The 21,121-nt window shown below is 47.0% G+C and carries 17 protein-coding genes, 2 rRNA genes and 1 pseudogene; 13 read left to right on the top strand and 7 right to left on the bottom strand.

The window, feature by feature from the left end:
* Window positions 1-131 precede the first annotated feature (131 nt).
* The gene (locus AYJ58_RS05080) at window positions 132-1,760 is read left to right on the top strand and encodes a methyl-accepting chemotaxis protein (protein WP_106649241.1); all 1,629 of its coding nucleotides are present in this window, start codon (window positions 132-134) and stop codon (window positions 1,758-1,760) included.
* A 119-nt stretch (window positions 1,761-1,879) separates the two neighbouring features.
* Here AYJ58_RS05080 and AYJ58_RS05075 read toward each other — a convergent pair whose 3' ends face one another.
* The 4 genes from AYJ58_RS05075 to AYJ58_RS05060 all read right to left on the bottom strand — a co-directional run bounded on the left by AYJ58_RS05075 (window position 1,880) and on the right by AYJ58_RS05060 (window position 5,699).
* Window positions 1,880-3,262, bottom strand: coding sequence for an alpha/beta hydrolase family protein (locus AYJ58_RS05075; RefSeq protein ID WP_106649240.1), 1,383 nt, complete (start codon window positions 3,260-3,262; stop codon window positions 1,880-1,882).
* A gap of 142 nt (window positions 3,263-3,404) precedes the next feature.
* Window positions 3,405-4,445 (bottom strand): MJ1255/VC2487 family glycosyltransferase, encoded by a 1,041-nt coding sequence (locus tag AYJ58_RS05070; protein ID WP_106649239.1) that lies wholly within the window; start codon window positions 4,443-4,445, stop codon window positions 3,405-3,407.
* A gap of 79 nt (window positions 4,446-4,524) precedes the next feature.
* Window positions 4,525-5,037 carry a phosphatase PAP2 family protein gene (locus AYJ58_RS05065; RefSeq protein WP_106649238.1) on the bottom strand — a complete coding sequence of 171 codons (513 nt, stop codon included), beginning with the start codon at window positions 5,035-5,037 and terminating at the stop codon, window positions 4,525-4,527.
* A 413-nt stretch (window positions 5,038-5,450) separates the two neighbouring features.
* Window positions 5,451-5,699 carry a YgjV family protein gene (locus AYJ58_RS05060; protein WP_006083323.1) on the bottom strand — a complete coding sequence of 83 codons (249 nt, stop codon included), beginning with the start codon at window positions 5,697-5,699 and terminating at the stop codon, window positions 5,451-5,453.
* Window positions 5,700-6,023: 324 nt separating this feature from the next.
* Between AYJ58_RS05060 and rraA the strand changes: the two genes are divergently transcribed.
* The 12 genes from rraA (at window position 6,024) to hemB (ending at window position 16,809) form a co-directional block, all read left to right on the top strand.
* Complete coding sequence (gene rraA / locus AYJ58_RS05055) at window positions 6,024-6,509, top strand: ribonuclease E activity regulator RraA (protein WP_006083324.1); 486 nt, start codon at window positions 6,024-6,026, stop codon at window positions 6,507-6,509.
* A gap of 129 nt (window positions 6,510-6,638) precedes the next feature.
* Window positions 6,639-7,703: a formimidoylglutamase gene (locus AYJ58_RS05050; protein ID WP_106649237.1), complete on the top strand. Its 1,065-nt coding sequence runs from the start codon at window positions 6,639-6,641 to the stop codon at window positions 7,701-7,703.
* Between the two features lie 246 nt (window positions 7,704-7,949).
* Window positions 7,950-8,705, top strand: coding sequence for a bifunctional demethylmenaquinone methyltransferase/2-methoxy-6-polyprenyl-1,4-benzoquinol methylase UbiE (gene ubiE, locus AYJ58_RS05045; protein ID WP_106649236.1), 756 nt, complete (start codon window positions 7,950-7,952; stop codon window positions 8,703-8,705).
* Window positions 8,705-9,325 (top strand): ubiquinone biosynthesis accessory factor UbiJ, encoded by a 621-nt coding sequence (locus tag AYJ58_RS05040; protein ID WP_106649235.1) that lies wholly within the window; start codon window positions 8,705-8,707, stop codon window positions 9,323-9,325. The genes ubiE and AYJ58_RS05040 overlap by 1 nt, the downstream gene beginning before the upstream one ends.
* Window positions 9,322-10,971, top strand: coding sequence for a ubiquinone biosynthesis regulatory protein kinase UbiB (gene ubiB, locus AYJ58_RS05035; protein ID WP_106649234.1), 1,650 nt, complete (start codon window positions 9,322-9,324; stop codon window positions 10,969-10,971). The genes AYJ58_RS05040 and ubiB overlap by 4 nt, the downstream gene beginning before the upstream one ends.
* A 59-nt stretch (window positions 10,972-11,030) precedes the next feature.
* Window positions 11,031-11,270: a Sec-independent protein translocase subunit TatA gene (gene tatA / locus AYJ58_RS05030; RefSeq protein WP_006083329.1), complete on the top strand. Its 240-nt coding sequence runs from the start codon at window positions 11,031-11,033 to the stop codon at window positions 11,268-11,270.
* A 6-nt stretch (window positions 11,271-11,276) separates the two neighbouring features.
* Window positions 11,277-11,777, top strand: coding sequence for a Sec-independent protein translocase protein TatB (gene tatB / locus AYJ58_RS05025; RefSeq protein WP_006083330.1), 501 nt, complete (start codon window positions 11,277-11,279; stop codon window positions 11,775-11,777).
* A 3-nt stretch (window positions 11,778-11,780) separates the two neighbouring features.
* Window positions 11,781-12,536: a twin-arginine translocase subunit TatC gene (gene tatC / locus AYJ58_RS05020; protein ID WP_106649233.1), complete on the top strand. Its 756-nt coding sequence runs from the start codon at window positions 11,781-11,783 to the stop codon at window positions 12,534-12,536.
* A 45-nt stretch (window positions 12,537-12,581) separates the two neighbouring features.
* Window positions 12,582-13,109 carry a hypothetical protein gene (locus tag AYJ58_RS05015; RefSeq protein ID WP_106649232.1) on the top strand — a complete coding sequence of 176 codons (528 nt, stop codon included), beginning with the start codon at window positions 12,582-12,584 and terminating at the stop codon, window positions 13,107-13,109.
* Window positions 13,109-13,912 carry a TatD family hydrolase gene (locus AYJ58_RS05010; RefSeq protein ID WP_106649231.1) on the top strand — a complete coding sequence of 268 codons (804 nt, stop codon included), beginning with the start codon at window positions 13,109-13,111 and terminating at the stop codon, window positions 13,910-13,912. The genes AYJ58_RS05015 and AYJ58_RS05010 overlap by 1 nt, the downstream gene beginning before the upstream one ends.
* Window positions 13,905-15,788: a sensor domain-containing diguanylate cyclase gene (locus tag AYJ58_RS05005; protein WP_106649230.1), complete on the top strand. Its 1,884-nt coding sequence runs from the start codon at window positions 13,905-13,907 to the stop codon at window positions 15,786-15,788. Before AYJ58_RS05010 ends, AYJ58_RS05005 begins: the two co-directional genes overlap by 8 nt.
* A 13-nt stretch (window positions 15,789-15,801) precedes the next feature.
* A complete protein-coding gene (hemB, locus tag AYJ58_RS05000) occupies window positions 15,802-16,809 on the top strand; it encodes a porphobilinogen synthase (protein ID WP_106649229.1) in 1,008 nt (335 codons plus the stop codon).
* 164 nt (window positions 16,810-16,973) lie between these two features.
* Here the strand turns inward: hemB and AYJ58_RS04995 are convergent.
* From AYJ58_RS04995 to AYJ58_RS04980, 3 genes and pseudogenes are all read right to left on the bottom strand, one after another.
* Window positions 16,974-17,251 (bottom strand): annotated as a pseudogene (locus AYJ58_RS04995) (transposase); the annotation flags it as partial.
* A gap of 364 nt (window positions 17,252-17,615) precedes the next feature.
* Window positions 17,616-17,731 (bottom strand): 5S ribosomal RNA (gene rrf, locus AYJ58_RS04985).
* Window positions 17,732-17,885: 154 nt separating this feature from the next.
* Window positions 17,886-20,788: ribosomal RNA gene (locus tag AYJ58_RS04980) — 23S ribosomal RNA — on the bottom strand.
* Between the last annotated feature and the right edge of the window lie 333 nt (window positions 20,789-21,121).

The raw sequence follows: 21,121 nt of genomic DNA, 5'->3' as shown, positions 1-21,121 counted from the left end.
TGGCTAAGGTTTCACCTGAAGCGGCAAACATCAATCTATTAATATGGTTGTTGAGTGATCTAAAATCGTCACGTTAACGTACACTAAACATCAAATAGCAAGAAACCTAATATCAAAATAAGGTGTTATAAATGAATGTAATAAAACGTTTGTATTCAGGCTTCGCAGTGCTGCTATTGATCATGCTTGGTATAACACTCTTTGGCCTGTTCAAAATCAGCATAGCAGATCAAAATTTGACAGAACTGTCCGAGCAAACCGCCGTAGAACAACGTCAAGCCATCAACTTCCGTGGTAGCGTGCATGATAGGGCTATTTCTATTAGGGATGTCGTTTTAGCCAAAGATAGCGATAAATCAAAATTACACCAAAATGACATTATTCGTCTGAATGAGTACTACCAGAAAGCGGCACTTGTATTAGATAACATGTACGCAAGAGTGAAGCACAGTCAAGAAGAGCAAAACCTGTTACGGTCAATTAAAGAAACCGAGGCTTCAACTTTATCTTTGACCGAAAACTTACTGACTATGGTCAACAATGGCCGCCAAGCCGAAGCAACCGATTATTTGATTACCACAGTTTCACCTGCATACAGCGAATGGCTTAAGCGAATTAATAAGTTAATCGATTATCAAGAGGAAGCAATACAACATCAGGTTGCCTCCGCCCGTGAGCAAACAAACAGTTTTCAGTGGATTATGCTCGTTGTGACCACTATTGCGATTATTATCGGCTCCCTTGTGGCTATGAGTACCGTCAATCGATTAAAAAAACTCGTTGGTGGCGAGCTTGAATATGCGGCTGCTGTGATAAAAGAAATAGCATCTGGTGATTTAACGACACAAGTCAAATTCCATACTTCCGAAAGTATTTTAAGTGCACTTAAAGATTTAACTGACCATATGTCGGGGATCACTAAAAATTCGATCAAAGCGGCCAGCGAGTTACTTGCCGCATCAAATGAATTATTACTCACCGCACAGTACAACGAGGAGTTAATAGGTAATCAAAAAGCTGCCACAGAACAAGGCGCAACGGCAATTCATCAAATGTCTTCGACTGTTTCCGAGGTCGCAAACCACACCAGCGATGCGGCGGTGTTAGCGCAAACCGCCATGAATGAATTCACGGCTGGGCAGAATGAAGTCGCTAAAACCCAAGCAAGCATTAATCAGCTCGCGGATAAAGTCAGCGAAGCGGCTGAGGTTATCAATAATCTGTCGGAAGATAGCCGTCAAATTGGTTCAGTATTGGAAGTTATCCAAAGCATTGCAGAGCAAACTAATTTGCTTGCACTCAATGCCGCAATTGAAGCGGCAAGAGCCGGCGAACAAGGTCGTGGTTTTGCTGTTGTTGCCGATGAGGTTCGCAATCTAGCCCGCCGCACTCAGGAATCCACAGGGCAAATACAAACGGTTATCGGGAAGATGCAAGGCAACTCAATGAACGCCGTTGCAGTGATGAATGAAGGTAAAGTTCAGGCTGATATCAGCGTCCAACAAGCCAAATCTGCAGGAGACTCCTTGTATGCGATCAATCTATCAGTCACTAAAATAAGTGATATGAACACCCAGATTGCTACGGCAGCGGAAGAACAATCCGTTGTCGCCTCAGAAATCAATCATAACTTTAGCGAGATAACCCATTCAGCTTCGCTCGCAGAGGAACAAGCCAGTAAAATTACCATGGCAAGTGAAAAGCTTGAGGTGCTGGCAAAAACCTTAGAGCAAAATGTTAAACAGTTTAAAACGGCATAATCTCGTTCAAACGACCACCAGATTGGCAGATAACATCAAGTTCAATCTGGTGGTTATTCGCCCTATCTTTAAGTGATTAAGCGCTTTTCTTAGACTTAAATGTCTTTATTCTAAGGTTGCTATTCAAGATTGTCCTTTAGCTGAATCTCAGGCTGTGGTTCAGGATCAATTGGTGCTGGTGGTTCTTTGGAGATAGATGACTCACCTTTCTTAGAGTCTGAATTTTGCTCACTCGGTAAAGGCTCGACAATTATCACTGGCTCTTCTGGCACTGGCGCTTCACCTTGTGTGGATGTTGCAGCTTCTGACTCTGGTGCTAAAGTACCGAGATCTTGGTTGGCGAGACTTTCAACCGCATGTTTAGGTAATTGATTTCGATACAAATCAATCATACTCATCACTTCAGACAAAGCTTTGGCATGATCCGGTGTGAGAATACCATTGTGTCCTGAGACGATTTCATCTGACACCGCCAGCACCCACACGGCCTGCATATTGGCATCGGGACAGGTTTGCACACTGCGGCGAGCCTGCAGACGAGCGCGAATTTTCCAACCAGAATGGGGCAAGGTCATCATACAGCCAGGGATTTGATCGTGCGCCATCAAGGCCGAAGGCATCTTCATTGGCGTAGTGCAATTACCACCAGAGCATTTGTCAATATCGTGAGTAATCGCCCAAGAGTTCCCGACAGCGCGCTCGCCGTCCTTGATGTAATTGAAGGCTTCTTTCACTGCAAAATCCCCCTTCGATTGCAACACCACCATACTCGGTTTTTGCCTATCTAAGCTCACCAAGGTATCGAGTGGTTGATACTCCTTAGCGGGCACGGCAGGGTTTAACAGTAAGAATAAATTAGGATTATCCTGCTGATGATCGATAGCCGCCTTGATGCGATCTTTGCTGGCATGCAAAACAACTGCCCCGCCAAGACTATGACCAATCACGGTATAACGCAGCAGTTTATGCTCGGCGACTAAGCCATCGAGCTTATCAAGCAGTTGGGATAAACCTAGTTGACCTATGCGTTTAGCAACCCGTTTACGCTGTAAAATGGTAGGAAAATCTAAGGGTTCAATCCAGCTTTTCGCATCATCTGAGCCATCGAGCCAAAAGGGATCGTATTTATCGCCGCGCCAGCCAATATACAAACCCAATAAGTTGCGCTGCGTATCGGACGCTGCCATCTGCTGATAAAACTGCTCGAAGGCGATAAAGTTTTCATCTTTAGGCTCTGCACTATGGTGCCAGCCGTGGACAAAAATCAATAGTTCAGGGATCTGTGCAGGTTCTGGCTGGGATATGCGCGCCTCTAGACCTTGCCATTGCCTTTCGTCATGGGGCTGACCTTGATCGTTAAACTCAATCACATGGAAGTTTTGCTTCGCGATATCTGGTCCGGGAATGTGGTAAGCCTGATCTGGAATAAAAGGGAGTAAGACACAAAGCGACAACAACATTAAAAACAGTAACTTGTACTGGGTAAACTTTTTCAGGCTCATTTATAACAACATAATTAACGGCCAAGCTAGGCCAAAATAGACGTGCTGAAAGGGGCTAACAGCAAAAGTGCCGAAATTATACGCTAACCCCATTGACCCAGCTAGTGCCTAAATCGCTTTTCAACGCGGCAAATAAGCCGATTTAACGCCAAGTATCAGGCAGCGTAACTTGGCTCCACAGCTCTTTACATAGCGGCTGGCTATCGTGCCAATCGCCGCCATCAATCCATTTAACCAGCGCATCCCCGACTTGAGGATAGGCAATCGGATTAGGTGATGCCGTTTTCAGCCAGCGCTTCACGACGCTCACATCGAGACTCATCATGCTGTCTGCGGCCGCCAAGAGTTGCAGCGCCGCCACATTCGATAATTGCTCAAACTGGCCAATCAGTGGCTTCACTAACAGCTTTTTACCTAAGGTTAATGCTTCGCTGGCAAGCTCAAAGCCCGCATTGCCTATCACACCGCCGCAGCTGGCAAGATGTTGCTTAAAGCCCTCACGATTAAAGCCGTGCCACTTAATGTGTTCCGCAACTTGTCCCTTAGGCTGTTGGCTGTGGTACACCAAAAACTGATAGTCACTGAAATGCGACAGGAAACGGGCAATCACATCCGCATCCTCAAATGGCAAATACACTAAGATTTGATGCGTGTGTTCGAATGGGCTGGCATCCACTTCGACAAAAGGCGGCAAGATAGGAAAACCAAAGTGGTGCCAATGACAACCCAGCGCCACATCCACAGGGGCAAAGTTATTGAGCAGCATTTCATTAAACCAAGTGCTACCGAGTTTCGGCACTGGGTGAGTCAACGCCGCCTGATGGCTAATGCCAATGGATGGCACGCCTTGGCGCCGCGCCGCCCAAGCCGATACTGGTTCAAAGTCGTTGAGCACGAGATCGTAGCAACTGAGATCTAAGGCTTTAATATCTTTAAATAACGACAATGACAGATTCTGCCGAACCGTTTGTGGCACATTCACGCGCCCGGAGTGAGTCGCAAACGTCATGCCCGCTTGTACGCGATAATCGCCAAAACACTCCATATCAAAAAACTGATCAGGCTTACGCCCCGAAAATAAAAAGTCTACTTCAATATCTTTTTTCATCAGTGCTTTAGCCATGACGCGTGCACGACTTAAGTGGCCATTCCCTGTGCCTTGAACTCCGTAGAGTATTCGCATTACGTATCCTTAAACTGATGAGTGAAGGAGAATTCCAACTAACTAATGAGATGAAATGATTAACGTGCGTTTGCTTGAATTAAATCACCGGATGAACCAGCAATACCGACCCAATCCCCAATGAGGCTCCCGCCAGAATATCTAAGGGATAATGCACGCCAAGTGCAATACGTGAGCCCCCTATGCTAAAAGCCCATAAATACGCCACAAGAGCCGCAGCTGGATAGATTTGCGCCACGCTCGTTGCCATCACAAAGGCGGCGGCCGTATGTCCCGACGGTAAACTGAAGCGATCCGATGGCTCAAAACCACTCTCAAATCCCACAAGCGCATGGCAAGGTCGTGTACGGCGAATGCTATTTTTCAACACTAAATACAGCGGCAACTCAACCAAAAAACTCGCTAACATCAAGTTGAATAAGGCCTGCCCTTGAGCGTGAGTCAACATCAAGCCCACTGACAAATATAAATACACATGCCCATCGCCACTCGCCGATACCCGCTTTGCATGGGCGTATAAACCATGACGTTGGGTAAAACTCACGATATGGCAAAACATTCGCTTATCTAAGTCTGCAACGTAACTCAACATAAAACAGGCTCCTTGCTGGCATGCCAGCGAGTTTTACTGCGATGTTAATCTGTGCATTCTCTCGACGACGCTTAGAGTGCTTGGTATCACGCAACCAACTCACCAAGGCCCTACTCACGATTGAATTTGTTATTTACTGTTTGCTGGCTAATTTACGGTTTGCTAATAGTCAAACCCAAATCGAATTAGCTAAAGTACTATTAGATAACTTGAGACTAAGAAAGACCTGTGACGGCTAAGTGACATCTGCCCGAAGGTTTTATGACAAGAAGCATGGCTTGGGCTTTGATCTAGAAGGATTCTAGGGACGTTATGCTGGAGCTAAGGGATTTATTTAGGAATAGTGATAGGACTGAGACAGGATATTGTGTTGCTCTAAACGTGAATTCCAAGAGCAACACAATCAAATAAACTTAGGCTGCGGCGGGAGTATTCGCCTTAGCGCGGTAAATTTTCGTCAGATGGTAAATATTAATACAAGCAACAAACGCATTCATACCGGCCACTGGCCAAGCAGAAATAAACACCCCATAAACAACAAACAGGGTACATCCCACAAAATTCAACCATCGCAACCAAATGATATTCTTCATCATTAGAGAGATCGCCACCATTACAGAGGCAAAATAACCAATAATTTCAATCGTATTTACAGCTTCCATAGGCACCTCTCGAAGGCCCTCTACCGTCCATAAGCGTAACGGGGGGTCCATGCCCCTAAAGCAAATTAAGTTAAGTAAGTTAATTTAAACTTGGGATATAATACCAAAGCACGCAACAGAGTTGTAATAAAAAACCGTTATTTAATGACTAATATCAAGTTTTACCGCATAACTTCTAAAGTGCGACGAAAATTTACTACAGATGTGTTAACAGCCCAATGGCAACAATACCGTGATTGATAACACTTTTCTTTTCAAGAATCCCTTTTATACTGGCGTAAACTCGCTAAACTGTACGCAACGCGGATCAATAGGAGTGTAAATATGGAATACAACACCTCAGAATTATGTGACATGTACTTAGATGTCGTAGATGTAGTCGAGCCCATGTTCAGTAACTACGGTGGTTGTAGCTCTTTTGGCGGTTCTATTAGCACCATCAAGTGCTTTGAAGACAACGGCCTAATCACCGAAGTCCTACAAGAGGATGGTCAAGGTAAAGTCTTACTCGTTGATGGCGGTGGCTCATTACGCCGTGCGCTGATCGATGGTGCTATCGCTGAACTTGCGGTTAGCAACAACTGGGAAGGCATTATCGTTTACGGTTCTGTACGCGATGTGGATGCATTGGAAGAGTTAGACATTGGTATTCAGGCTCTTGCCTCAATTCCAGTGGGTGCTGATGGCAATTCAGTGGGCGAAGTGGAAATTCCGGTCAATTTTGGCGGTGTGACTTTCTTACCCGGCGATCACATTTATGCTGATAACACAGGTGTGATTTTATCACCTGAACCACTCGACATTGAGTAATCTCACTGTTCAGCCAAGAAAGCCAGCTAAGCTGGCTTTTTTATTCACTATTTTCAGCGTTTCCCCATTGAATCCTCGCGCCACACTGGCCACAATAGCTCGACTCCGGCCGAATAAGAATATCAATCTATGCCTGAATTTATTCCCTTTACCCATACAGATATTGCCTCATTAGTCAGCCCAAGAACCGGCGAAACTAAGTTAGGCCAATGCGTCCATCTGGCTAATCACGAACACACGTTAGAGACCATACTCGCCACAGCCAAAGCCCATGGGGCAAACTTTGCTATTTTCGGCGTTGGCGAAGATATTGGTCCACGCGCCAATTTGGGCCGCGGCGGCGCGACCGATGCGTTCACAACCTGTATGCGCCAATGGCTCAATCTGCAATCTAATCGCTTTCTTTCCGGTGCCGAATGCCTAGTATTAGGCCAAGTGAACACCGCCGATCTGCAGCAACAAACCGCGGGTAATACAACAGCTAACACTCACGTCACCTTAGATGAATTACGCGATGCGGTGGAGCAACTCGATGAGCGCGTTATCCGTATCGTTAGTACAATTTTAAAAGCGGGTTTAGAACCCATACTCATCGGCGGCGGTCACAACAATGCCTATGGTTTATTGATGGCGACCTACGGCCATTACCAACGCCAAGTGGCCGCAGTGAATCTCGATCCTCATTCGGATTTTCGTCTGCTTGAAGGTCGTCACAGCGGCAATGGTTTTAGTTACGCGGCTGATCGCGGCGCCTTAGGTTGCTACCATGTACTGGGTTTACACGAGTTAAAAAACAGCGAAGCCAACCTAAGCCAACTCATCGAATTTGGTGGCACTTGGCATAGCTTGCAACAAATTTGGGTACGCCGCGAAATCAGCCTCAGCCAAGCCTTGCTTGAGATCGCCGCCAGACTGAATGACACAGGTTTGCCCGTAGGGCTGGAGCTCGACGTCGACGCTATCGCTAAAATGCCCAGTAGCGCCTCAACGGCAGCGGGTGTGCCGCTGCTCGATGCGGCACATTATGTCAGTTATATCGCCCGCCACTGCCCTTGTGCTTATTTGCATTTAGCCGAGGCTGCGCCAAGTTGCCACGAAGCGGGAATTGAAGCCGGATTTAGGGATGTTGGCCAAAGCCTCAGCGAGCTTATCTACGCTTATGTGCAGGCTCGGATGCAGTTTTTGGCGCAATGAGCGCCACCAGTTACCGCCAACTGGGCGCTAAGCTATTCACCAAATCCTGATATTGTGGTCTAATGCCAGGTCAATTTTACGTGGTCGACAAGCACTGAATCCTACGACTGCTAGGGAGTGCCTCAAGCTAAGGCATTGCAGTTAGTTTACTAGCTCGATCACAGAGTGATAGATCAAAGATTCAGCAAATGCAGGCGATGGCTTACACTCGCAACTAATACATTGCAAAACAATAGGAACACATTGATGTCTGAGGGCGAATCTAAAAGTACCCACTTTGGTTACAAAACCGTAGAGGCCGATAAAAAGGCCGAACTCGTTGCCGGCGTGTTTCATTCTGTTGCCGCTAAGTACGACATAATGAACGATGTGATGTCCTTCGGCATTCACCGTTTTTGGAAGCGTTACACCATTGAAGTCTCTGGCGCCCGCCCTGGCATGAAAGTGCTCGATTTGGCTGGCGGCACAGGTGACTTAACCGCAAAATTCTCTCACTTAGTGGGCGATAAAGGTGAAGTGGTTTTAGCTGACATTAACGATTCCATGTTAAAAGTCGGGCGCACTAAACTGCGCGACAAGGGCATAGTCAGCAATGTCAGTTATGTGCAAGCCAACGCCGAAGCACTGCCGTTTCCCGATAACCACTTCGACATCATTACCATCGCCTTTGGTCTGCGTAACGTGACCGATAAAGATGCGGCGCTGCGTTCGATGAACCGCGTGCTTAAGCCAGGTGGCAAGTTATTAGTGCTTGAGTTCTCTAAGCCTCAGCATGAAATCATGCGCAAAGTGTATGATTTATATAGCTTCAAAGTCTTACCTAAGATGGGCGAACTCATCACTAAAGATGCCGACAGCTACGAGTATCTGGCCGAATCGATTCGTATGCATCCAGATCAATATACATTAAAGCAAATGATGGTAGATGCCGGCTTCGAGCAAGTCGACTACACCAACATGACCGACGGCATTGTCGCATTGCACCGTGGTTATAAATTCTAATGATGCCGCAAGAAGTTGTGCTGCTTGTCTGCGCCGCAATTGAAACGGGCCTGAAAAAACTTCAGGCTCAAGCGGGTGACGACTATTCGCGCCAGCGCCAGTTGCATGGCAAAGTGTTTCGTATCCAATTATCGCAGCTCAGCTGGCCACTCTATTTGGTGTTTGCCAAAGAGATCCAAGTACTGAGCCGCTATGAAGGCAATGTCGATGTCAGTCTGCATGCCGATGCGACCACACTTTACCGTGTGTCCGAAGGCGCAAACCTGACTGAACTTATCAAGCAAGATAAGCTCAAGCTTGAGGGCGATCTCAATCTATTACAAAGCTTTAGCCAATATCTACGCGGTATCGAGTTTGACTTTGCCGAGCCAATTTCGCGTTATTTAGGCGATGGGCCCACCCACAAGCTCATCAGCACTGGCCATCAGGCAAAGGGTTTTGCACTCGAAGTGTTGCGTAAAACGCGCTCCCACTTAGGGCAACTCGCCGTTGAAGAGTATCGCCTCGCACCGCACCCAATTGAGTTACTTCATTTTCGCGATCAAATGGATGATTTAGTTGCCGATACCCGCGCGATTGAACAACGGATTGCCCAATTAAGAGACCAAATTAAGCCATGACCCTTGCCAGTATCCGCCGTGGTTACCATGTCATCAAGACCTTGCTTCAGTACGGGTTAGATGACGTATTGCCGCCAAAGATGACACCTTGGTACTTTAAACTCGCCCGTAATAGTCTGTTCTGGATCCGCAATAAGCATAAGAATAAGCCCGGTGGCGAACGCTTAAAATTGGCGATGCAGGAACTCGGCCCCGTTTATATTAAGCTTGGGCAAATGCTCTCGACCCGCCGCGATTTACTCAGCGATGAATGGGCCAGTGAATTGGCCATGCTGCAGGACAAGGTGCCGCCCTTTGATGGCGCGCTTGCTCGCCAAGCAATTGAAGCTGAACTAAAAGCACCAATTGAATCCCTATTCGATGACTTTAATGAAACACCGCTGGCCTCAGCCTCTATTTCGCAGGTGCATACCGCGACCCTGAAATCTAACGGTAAGGACGTCGTACTTAAGGTGTTACGACCGAATGTAGAAGCTAAAATTCAGGCCGATCTGCAGTTGATGTCGCAAACAGCCAAGGTCATCGATTATCTCCTCGGTGAAGGTAATCGCCTGCGCCCTGCTGAAGTGATTGAAGATTACCGCGTGACCATTTTAGGCGAGTTAAACCTTAAGCTCGAAGCCTTAAATGCAGTCAAGCTACGCAATAACTTCCTCGACTCAGATGCGCTCTATGTGCCTTATGTGTATGAAGAGTTTTGCTATCCGCGCCTAATGGTGATGGAGCGCATTTACGGAATTTCGGTCTCAGATATTGCCGCCCTTAAAGCGCAAGGCACCAACTTTAAGTTATTGGCTGAGCGTGGTGTAGAGCTGTTTTTCACCCAAGTGTTCCGCGATAACTTTTTCCATGCCGACATGCATCCGGGCAATATCTTTATTTCCCGCGATCATCCCGAGAACCCTTACTACATTGGCCTCGATTGCGGCATCATGGGCACACTCAGCGAAGTGGATAAACGCTATCTCGCCGAGAATTTCCTCGCCTTCTTTAATCGCGATTATCACCGAATCGCCCAACTCTATATTGAGTCTGGCTGGGTATCGGAAAAAACCGATCTACAAGCTTTTGAACAGGCGATCAAAGTGGTGTGTGAACCTATGTTCAACAAACCGCTCGATGAGATCTCCTTTGGCCATGTGTTGCTGGAACTATTCCGTACCGCACGCCACTTCGATATCGTGGTACAGCCGCAATTAGTATTGCTAGAAAAAACCTTACTCTATATCGAAGGCTTAGGTCGTCAGCTGTATCCGCAGTTGGATTTATGGCAAACCGCTAAACCGTTTTTAGAGCAGTGGATGGCCGACCAAGTGGGTCCTAAGGCTATGTTTAAAAAGGTATCCACAAAACTGCCATATTGGGCTGATAAACTACCAGAATTCCCTGAACTGATTTACGATAACCTTAAATTAGGCAGGAAATTGCTGAGTTCTCAGCAACAAATGCTAGATAAGTATTTGAAATACCAGCAGCAGGCACACAAGAGTAACTACTTGCTTATCACTTCTGCAGTTTTATTGATCTGTGGCACGTTATTGATCAATAGAGACGCTACACTATGGACCCCTTATGTTTGTCTAATTTCAGGCATTATATTGTGGTTTGTCGGATGGCGATCTAGGCCAAAGAATCGCAAATTTTAGCTAGCACTAATTAATCATAGGTTCATAATAGAACCGATATCAATTAAGAGGATACCTTCATGGGTGGTATTAGTATTTGGCAACTTCTTATCGTTGCGTTAATCGTTGTTTTGTTGTTTGGAACTAAGAAATTACGCTCTTTGGGCGGCGATTTAGGTGGTGCGGTGAAAGGCTTCAAAAACGCCATGTCTTCAGAAGAAGATAAAAAGGCATTAGAAGACACCGAAGCGGCTAAAACAGCACAAACGACTCAACAGGCGACTGAAAAGAAACCTGAGTCTAACAAAGAACAGGCGTAACTCTTTATGTTTGACGGTATCGGCTTTATGGAGCTGCTGCTGATCGGTGTTTTGGGGCTAGTGGTTCTTGGCCCCGAACGTCTACCGGTTGCGGTACGTTCGGTAACGAGTTGGATCCGTGCGATGAAACGCATGGCAAACTCGGTAAAAGAAGAACTTGAGCAGGAGTTGAAGATCGAGCAGTTGCATGCCGATCTAAAAAAAGCCGAGAGCAAAGGTTTATCTAACCTCTCGCCGGAACTCAAAGAGTCTATTGAACAACTGAAGCAAGCGGCACAGTCAGTGAACCGTCCTTATCAAGTTCAGGACCCGGTCAAAGACACGCCTGCATCAGAGAATCAAATACATTCTCCAGTTGCGGGCACAGTTCACACTAGTTCAGCTCAAGCGAGCCCAGCTAATCCGACTGCCACAGTAGAGGCGAGTCCAACATCGGCATCTCCCACTACGCCAAATGAGCCAACTCAGGGCGCGGATACCCGTTCTAACCCGAAAGCCAACGGATAATTCATGTCGCAACAGCAGCCACTTATCAGCCATTTGCTTGAACTTAGGTCCAAGCTGCTAAAATCCATTGCCAGCGTGTTATTAGTGTTCATTTGCAGCGTGTACTGGGCAAATGACATTTACCATTATATGGCAATACCTTTAATGCAATCTTTACCCCTTGGTGGCAGCATGATTGCGACTGATGTCGCAGCCCCTTTCTTCGCGCCTTTTAAATTGACCTTAGTATTATCGTTTTTTGTCGCAGTGCCCTATGTGTTGTTCCAGATCTGGTCTTTTGTCGCACCGGGTTTATACAAGCATGAAAAACGTTTAGTGATGCCTCTGCTGTTTAGCAGCACCTTATTGTTTTATCTCGGCATCGCCTTCGCTTATTACATAGTGTTCCCCGTCGTTTTTGGCTTCTTCGCCAATACTGCACCTGAGGGTGTACAAGTCGCGACTGACATTACCAGTTACCTTGATTTCGTCTTGAAGCTGTTCTTTGCCTTCGGCCTGTCCTTTGAAATCCCTATTGCCGTTGTTTTACTCTGTTGGGCGGGCGTGACAACACCTGAAGATCTCAAGCAAAAACGTCCTTATATCGTTGTGGGCGCTTTCGTTGTAGGCATGTTATTAACCCCACCGGATGTAATTTCCCAGACTATGCTTGCGGTACCAATGCTGTTATTGTTCGAAGGCGGTTTATTAGCGGCTCGTTTCTACAGTAAGCAAGGTGATGACGAGTCAGACGAAGATAGCGAACAAACAAACGACTAACGTCCTCGATGGCGTTAGGGGAATAATATAATAAGGAACATTCTCATGCGCTTAACTCTTATGGCAGCAGCAATTATGCTGGTATCAGTCCAAGCAAATGCCAGCATTGAACAACAGTTAACCCAATGTGCTGCAACCGCCGATAAACTCGACCGCTTAATTTGTTATGACAAGCTAGCCGAGAGTGTCAAAGGCGTAACCCCAGCCTTGGCGAGCACTCAAGTTGCGCCAGCGACTGTAGCGACCGTTGTAGCCCCGACTGCTGTAGCAGTAGCGGCCACCGCACCACAAGCGGCAGCGGCTAATATTGTCGATGACTTTGGAATGGAAGCTAAGCGCGTTCAAGAGAATACTGTCGATAAAATTTATCTTGAAGTACAGTCTATTACAGAAGATCCCTACGGTGCTATCAAAGTAACATTCACTAACGGTCAGGTATGGAAACAAACTGACGGCCGTAAGTTCAGCCTAAAGCAAGGCGAAAAAGTCTACATTGAAAAGGCCGCCTTAGGATCTTTCTTAATGGGTACTGATAATCGCAATGCTAAAGCACGGGTGAAACGCCTAAACTAATGCCCTCATACATAGATATCGCTGTCAATTTACTTGGCAGCGCACTCGAACCAGACACAGCATCAATAATACAAGCGGCGGCGGACCAAGGGGTTTCGCCGTTAATTGTTATTGGCAGCGATTTATCTGAAAGTGCAGCAGCAATTGCTATCTGCGAACAATATCCTAATCAACTTTATTGTACTTCTGGTGTGCATCCTCACCATGCCAGTGGCTGGCAAGCAGACTCAAGCAAGCGACAAGCCGAACTCTGCCAAGCACCACAAGTGGTTGCCGTTGGCGAATGTGGCTTAGACTACAATCGTGATTTCTCTCCTCGACCCATACAGCGCCAAGCATTTATTGCCCAACTCGCCTTAGCGGCTGAATTGCAAATGCCCGTGCTGATGCACGAACGCGATGCTCACGCAGACTTTATTGCAATCCTGCGGGAATATCGCCCGCAGCTTAGTGGCGCGCTTTTGCATTGTTTCACTGGCACTCACGCCCAAATGGAAGCCTATATCGACCTCGATTTACACTTAGGCATTACAGGCTGGGTCTGCGATGAAAGACGTGGCCAAGAGTTAGCGCAACTCGTGCCATTTATTCCGCAGAATCGTATTTTAATCGAAACCGATAGTCCGTACTTATTACCTCGCAGCATGAGGCCTAAGCCTAAATCGAGTAAGAACAAGCCCGAATATCTCCCCTACATCGCGAGTTATATTGCAAACTTGCGCGGTGAAAATGCTGATGAGTTTGCAGCGCGTTGCTACCAGAATAGCGTAGCTTTTTTTAATTTGGACCGAGTCCATGCTTAAACGAAACTCGTCACTCATACTCTTGCTGTGGCTATGGATGTGTTCAACACCTTCATTCGCAACCCTATTAAGCATTGATGAATCAACAGCGACACCGTTAAACCTTACGCCTTGGTTGATGGTGAGCCACCCCACTTCGGAGAAGGAATTTACCGAGATCCAAGCCTTGCCAAAAACGGATTGGCATAACTTCACCAATAAAGACATTCAAAAACTCAGCGGCCATGATTTTTGGCTGAGTTTCAGCTTAACCAGCCCAGACGAAACACTTTCACGCATTTTAGCGTTAGATAACCCATTGTTAGACAAAGTGACTATCTACCATTTAATCAATAATAAGCTCGCTAATACTGTGCTTATGGGCGACACCTTTCCCTATAACGAACGGCCATTTTTGAGCAATATCTTCCTGTATCCTTTTAAGCTCAACATGGATGATACCCATACTTTTTATTTGCATATTCAGACCGAAGGCAGCGCTGCAATACCGTTAAACCTCTGGTCATCTAATGACTTAGCCCAGATTGCCGAATCCACCGCCGTCGAACATGGTTTCCAACTCGGCGTACTGGCCGCGATTGGTATCTTTAGCCTCTTTATTGCCATTGCATCGGGCTCATTCAGTTACAGCTATTATTCCGGCTACGTGCTTAGCATGACCTTGCTAGTCGCTACCATCAACGGTTTTGCCTTTCGATTCCTCTGGCCAAATTGGCCGATATTACAGCAAGTTATGGTGCCATTTTTACTGCCAATCGTTATGGCGTTTGCGCTGATGTTTACCGAAAAAATATTACAGCTCAAATATTTAAACCGCCGCATGCTATTAACTTGCCGCTACAGCGCTGTGTATATCCTCTGTGTTGGACTCACCACACCATTTATCCAATATGGCACAGCGCTCTATATCGAGATCATTTCCGTTGCAGTGCTCAGCCTAGTCCTGATGGTCTTTGCCATTAGTCAGGCTATCAATGGCCATAAACTGGCACGTATGTACACTATTGGCTGGGTGAGTATGCTGACAGGAGCTTGCATCAGTAGCTTGCTATATCTCAGCGTGATTGACCTCAACTTAAAACCGCAAACCCCTGTCATGCTCGGCCTGACATTTGAAATCATCTTTATGTCTTTGGTACTTGCCATCCGTTATAACGATGAGCGCAAAGCTAAACTGCGTATCCAGCAAGAAGCCTTGAAACAAGCACAGAAAATTCGTAGTGCGCGGGAAGAAGCCCTAAAAGCAGAAGCCGAGAGCAATGAGAAACTCGAACAGATGGTACAAGAGCGTACTTTAGAACTTGAAATCACCCTCAGAGAATTGCATGAGGTGAATCAAAAGCTCACCGAACAAAGCACTATCGACAGTTTAACTGGGGTCAAAAACCGTAGTGCTTTCGATAAACGTTTGATTGCAGAAAGCAGGATCAGTCGCAGGCAAGAAACACCAATAGCCCTGTTGATGCTCGATATCGATCGCTTCAAGTTGATCAACGACAGATTTGGCCATCTTGCAGGTGATGAAGCTTTACGCACTATTGCCCAAACATTACAGCAACATTTAAAGCGGCCAACGGATCTCGTATCACGTTATGGGGGTGAGGAGTTTGCTATCATCCTACCTAATACAGCAGAAGATGGTGCACTTCAGGTAGCTGAAACGATAAGAGACGCAGTTTCCTCTCTCCATTTCGAATGGGAAGGTGAAGTGATACCTTTGACTATCAGTATTGGGGTCAGTGCCGATATCGTCACTAACGATCAACACAGCACCAAATTATTAGAACAAGCGGATAAAGCCCTCTACCAAGCCAAAAATAGTGGACGTAATCAAGTCAGCTTGTATTCATCCGTTCCAAGTAAGACCAGTACCTAATTAGGAGTCAAATGTGAATATCATTACCAGTGCCTTCCCTCAGCGCAGAATGCGCCGCATGCGTAAACATGATTTTAGCCGTCGCCTCATGGCTGAAAATCAGCTGACGGTCAACGACCTGATTTATCCTATGTTTGTTCTAGAAGGCAGCAATCGCAGTGAAAAGATCGCCTCTATGCCAGGTATTGAACGTTACTCAATCGATTTGCTACTAAAAGAAGCCGAAGAATTGGTTGAGTTAGGCATCCCATTAATTGCACTCTTCCCTGTGACCCCAGCAGAGAAAAAGACCTTAATGGCAGAAGAAGCGTATAACGCCGATGCTTTAGTGCAACGCGCTGTACGCGAGCTTAAAAAAGCCTTTCCACAGCTTGGCATCATGACGGACGTAGCACTGGATCCCTTCACCACTCATGGCCAAGACGGCATCATAGATGAGACTGGCTACATCCTAAACGACATCACTACCGAGATTTTAGTGAAGCAAGCATTGTCACACGCCGAAGCCGGTGCTGACATAGTTGCACCGTCGGACATGATGGATGGCCGCATAGGTGCTATTCGCCAAGCGTTAGAAGCAGCAGGCCACGTAAACACCCAAATCATGGCTTACTCAGCCAAATACTCCTCAAGCTACTACGGCCCCTTCCGTGACGCAGTAGGCTCGGCTGGTAATCTCAAAGGTGGTAACAAACACAGCTACCAAATGGATCCTGCAAACAGTGACGAAGCCCTCCACGAAGTTGCACTTGATATTCAAGAAGGTGCCGATATGGTCATGGTTAAGCCAGGCATGCCATATTTAGATATAGTGCACCGCGTAAAAACTGAACTTGCAGTGCCTACATTCGCCTATCAAGTCAGTGGTGAGTACGCCATGCACATGGCCGCTATCCAAAATGGTTGGTTGGCCGAAAAAGCCATCGTTATGGAATCTCTACTTTGCTTTAAACGCGCAGGCGCAGACGGTATCTTAACTTACTTCGCTAAACGTGCCGCACAGTGGCTGAAAGAAGCTTAGACCTCGCGATAGCTGTGTATAAATTGAAGAAAGCAGCCTTATGGCTGCTTTTTTGTATCTAGCCATTGATAACTATCGAGACTAAATCAGCACATTTGGAGTTATGGAGAGAGTAACCGGAGACAAACCTATACCAACTTAATGAATTAACTGGTCAGAACATTTCACTGGCTAGTACACAACTCTATCACTCTTACTTTCCTCTCATTCCATGCGATAGAACACTGGTCGACAATGTCGCCATAGCCACTAACACAACGATTGGCCAACACATTTTGACCCAGCCATGCCATACCAGCTCCATCGGATTCAACTCCGGTGAATAAGGAGGCAACTTGAGGAGGGTGAGATTATCAAAGTTATCGGTCAAATCCTGTTGATGCCAGCCAACTCCGTCCATGATGACCAGTGCGTGGCGTCCGAATGCCGTTGCGGTTGAGATACCTGTGAGGCTCTGAACCGATTAGATATTTAATCTTAATGATATAAATTGAGTATAAACTAGGTTGATTTCACAAATTTCAAACGCAAAAAAGCCAGCTTATTCAGCTGGCTTCGTTACATCTCAATGAGATAATTAGGCGCTTGGCGATGACCTACTTTCTTTTATCCCCGAAGGGGATACATGGGGGCGAGTCATCATTGCCTAAAATGCGCAGCATTTTGATGATGTGTCGCGCGGAGCAATGTATTGCGCAGCTGGGGAGCCCGCTTTGCGGCGGGGCGACATCGAGATAGGTTTTCGAGAAGCGTATAAACACAAAAGCCCTAGCGGTTTATGCTAGGGCTTTTGTGTTTATTTGGATGCTTGGCGATGACCTACTCTCACATGGGGAGACCCCACACTACCATCGGCGCGTTTGCGTTTCACTTCTGAGTTCGGGATGGGATCAGGTGGTTCCACAAGGCTATTGTCACCAAGCAAATTCTGTTTATTACCGTGTCCATCTCTGGCTCACGCTAATAATAATTCGGAAAGCTGATTGTCTTATTAAGTTAAGACTCACTTTGAGTTCATACTTTATCAAGTATCTCTATTCTGTCTAAGTTCGCTTAGCAAAACCCATCTGGGTTGTATGGTTAAGCCTCTCGAGTCATTAGTACATGTTAGCTCAACGCCTCACAACGCTTACACACCATGCCTATCAACGTCCTAGTCTCGAACGGCTCTTTAGAGGAATTAAATTCCTAGGGATGACTCATCTTAGGGCTCGCTTCCCGCTTAGATGCTTTCAGCGGTTATCGATTCCGAACGTAGCTACCGGGCAATGCCATTGGCATGACAACCCGAACACCAGCGGTTCGTCCACTCCGGTCCTCTCGTACTAGGAGCAGCTCCCTTCAATCATCCAACGCCCACGGCAGATAGGGACCGAACTGTCTCACGACGTTCTGAACCCAGCTCGCGTACCACTTTAAATGGCGAACAGCCATACCCTTGGGACCGACTTCAGCCCCAGGATGTGATGAGCCGACATCGAGGTGCCAAACACCGCCGTCGATATGAACTCTTGGGCGGTATCAGCCTGTTATCCCCGGAGTACCTTTTATCCGTTGAGCGATGGCCCTTCCATTCAGAACCACCGGATCACTATGACCTACTTTCGTACCTGCTCGACGTGTATGTCTCGCAGTTAAGCTGGCTTATGCCATTGCACTAACCGTACGATGTCCGACCGTACTTAGCCAACCTTCGTGCTCCTCCGTTACTCTTTGGGAGGAGACCGCCCCAGTCAAACTACCCACCAGGCACTGTCCCTAATCCCGATAAGGGACCTAGGTTAGAACATCAAAACTACAAGGGTGGTATTTCAAGGACGACTCCATCATGACTAGCGTCACAACTTCAAAGTCTCCCACCTATCCTACACATGTAGGTTCAATGTTCAGTGCCAAGCTATAGTAAAGGTTCACGGGGTCTTTCCGTCTAGCCGCGGGTATACGGCATCTTCACCGCAATTTCAACTTCACTGAGTCTCGGCTGGAGACAGCGTGGCCATCATTACGCCATTCGTGCAGGTCGGAACTTACCCGACAAGGAATTTCGCTACCTTAGGACCGTTATAGTTACGGCCGCCGTTTACCGGGGCTTCGATCATGAGCTTCTCTTGCGATAACCCAATCAATTAACCTTCCGGCACCGGGCAGGCGTCACACCGTATACTTCCTCTTGCGAGTTTGCACAGTGCTGTGTTTTTGATAAACAGTTGCAGCCACCTGGTATCTGCGACTCCCGTCAGCTTAGAGAGCAAGTCTCATCACCAACAGGAGCGTACCTTCTCCCGAAGTTACGGTACCATTTTGCCTAGTTCCTTCAGCCGAGTTCTCTCAAGCGCCTTGGTATTCTCTACCCGACCACCTGTGTCGGTTTGGGGTACGATTCCCGCTAACCTGAAGCTTAGAAGATTTTCCTGGAAGCATGGCATCAACTACTTCAGTCCCTTAGGACCTCGTCATCAGCTCTCAGTGTGTACATCAAAGTACGTGTCCCCGGATTTGCCTAAGAACACCACCTGCCACCTTAAACGCGGACTACCAACGCCGCGCTAGCCTAGCCTTCTCCGTCTCTCCATCGCAGTTAGCGGAAGTACAGAAATATTAATCTGTTTCCCATCGATTACGCCTTTCGGCCTCACCTTAGGGGTCGACTCACCCTGCCCCGATTAACGTTGGACAGGAACCCTTGGTCTTTCGGCGAGGGGGTTTTTCACCCCCTTTATCGTTACTCATGTCAGCATTCGCACTTCTGATACCTCCAGCGTGGGTTACCCCTTCACCTTCAACGGCTTACAGAACGCTCCTCTACCGCGCACAGTAAACTGTGCACCCGTAGCTTCGGTGACTAGCTTAGCCCCGTTACATCTTCCGCGCAGGCCGACTCGACTAGTGAGCTATTACGCTTTCTTTAAATGATGGCTGCTTCTAAGCCAACATCCTAGCTGTCTAAGCCTTCCCACATCGTTTCCCACTTAGCTAGTACTTTGGGACCTTAGCTGACGGTCTGGGTTGTTTCCCTTTTGACGACGGACGTTAGCACCCGCCGTCTGTCTCCCGAGTAGTACTCATTGGTATTCGGAGTTTGCAAAGGGTTGGTAAGTCGGGATGACCCCCTAGCCTTAACAGTGCTCTACCCCCAATGGTATTCGCTCGAGGCGCTACCTAAATAGCTTTCGAGGAGAACCAGATATCTCCCGGTTTGATTGGCCTTTCACCCCCAGCCACAAGTCATCCGCTAATTTTTCAACATTAGTCGGTTCGGTCCTCCAGTTGATGTTACTCAACCTTCAACCTGCCCATGGCTAGATCACCGGGTTTCGGGTCTACACCTTGCAACTAAACGCGCAGTTAACACTCGGTTTCCCTACGGCTCCGCTATTCGCTTAACCTCGCTACAAAATGTAAGTCGCTGACCCATTATACAAAAGGTACGCAGTCACGGTCTCAAGAACCGCTCCCACTGCTTGTACGTATACGGTTTCAGGTTCTATTTCACTCCCCTCACAGGGGTTCTTTTCGCCTTTCCCTCACGGTACTGGTTCACTATCGGTCAGTCAGGAGTATTTAGCCTTGGAGGATGGTCCCCCCATATTCAAACAGGATGTCACGTGTCCCGCCTTACTCGTTTTCATCAATGGTTAGTTTTCATGTACGGGGCTATCACCCTGTGCCGCTGCGCTTTCCAACGCATTCCACTAACACCCCACTGACTTAAGGGCTAATCCCCGTTCGCTCGCCGCTACTAGGGGAATCTCGGTTGATTTCTTTTCCTAAGGGTACTTAGATGTTTCAGTTCCCCTCGTTCGCCTCGCAACACTATGTATTCATGTTGCGATAACAGCTTATGCTGCTGGGTTCCCCCATTCGGACATCGTTAGCTCAAATGCTTGTTACTAGCTCGCCAACGCTTTTCGCAAGTTACTACGTCCTTCATCGCCTCTGACTGCCAAGGCATCCACCGTATACGCTTAGTCGCTTAACCATACAACCCAAATGAGTTTCACTCACCTGAGTCGCACTGCGACCAGCTTGGTTTTACTTGTCTCACTTCTGACCAAAGAAGTGGACGCGCCTTAGACGTAAACTATCCAATAAAGAATAATTTACTTTTGAATATTCAAGACACTTAATAAAGTGTTTGAGAACTCATGATGCAAACGTTTCCACGTTTACATCGGTTTGTAATTAATCACATGACAGACTCATGCAATTAAATACTATCAGCTTTCCAAATTGTTAAAGAACAATGCTAACCGGCTCGCGGCGCATTCAGCTCTGACTTCTCCTAAGAGAAGCTAAACAAGCAATCTGTGTG

The organism is Shewanella sp. Pdp11 (assembly GCF_002838165.1).
In the GTDB taxonomy this organism is placed as follows: domain Bacteria; phylum Pseudomonadota; class Gammaproteobacteria; order Enterobacterales; family Shewanellaceae; genus Shewanella; species Shewanella hafniensis.
This window is presented reverse-complemented; position numbering and strand designations above follow the sequence as displayed.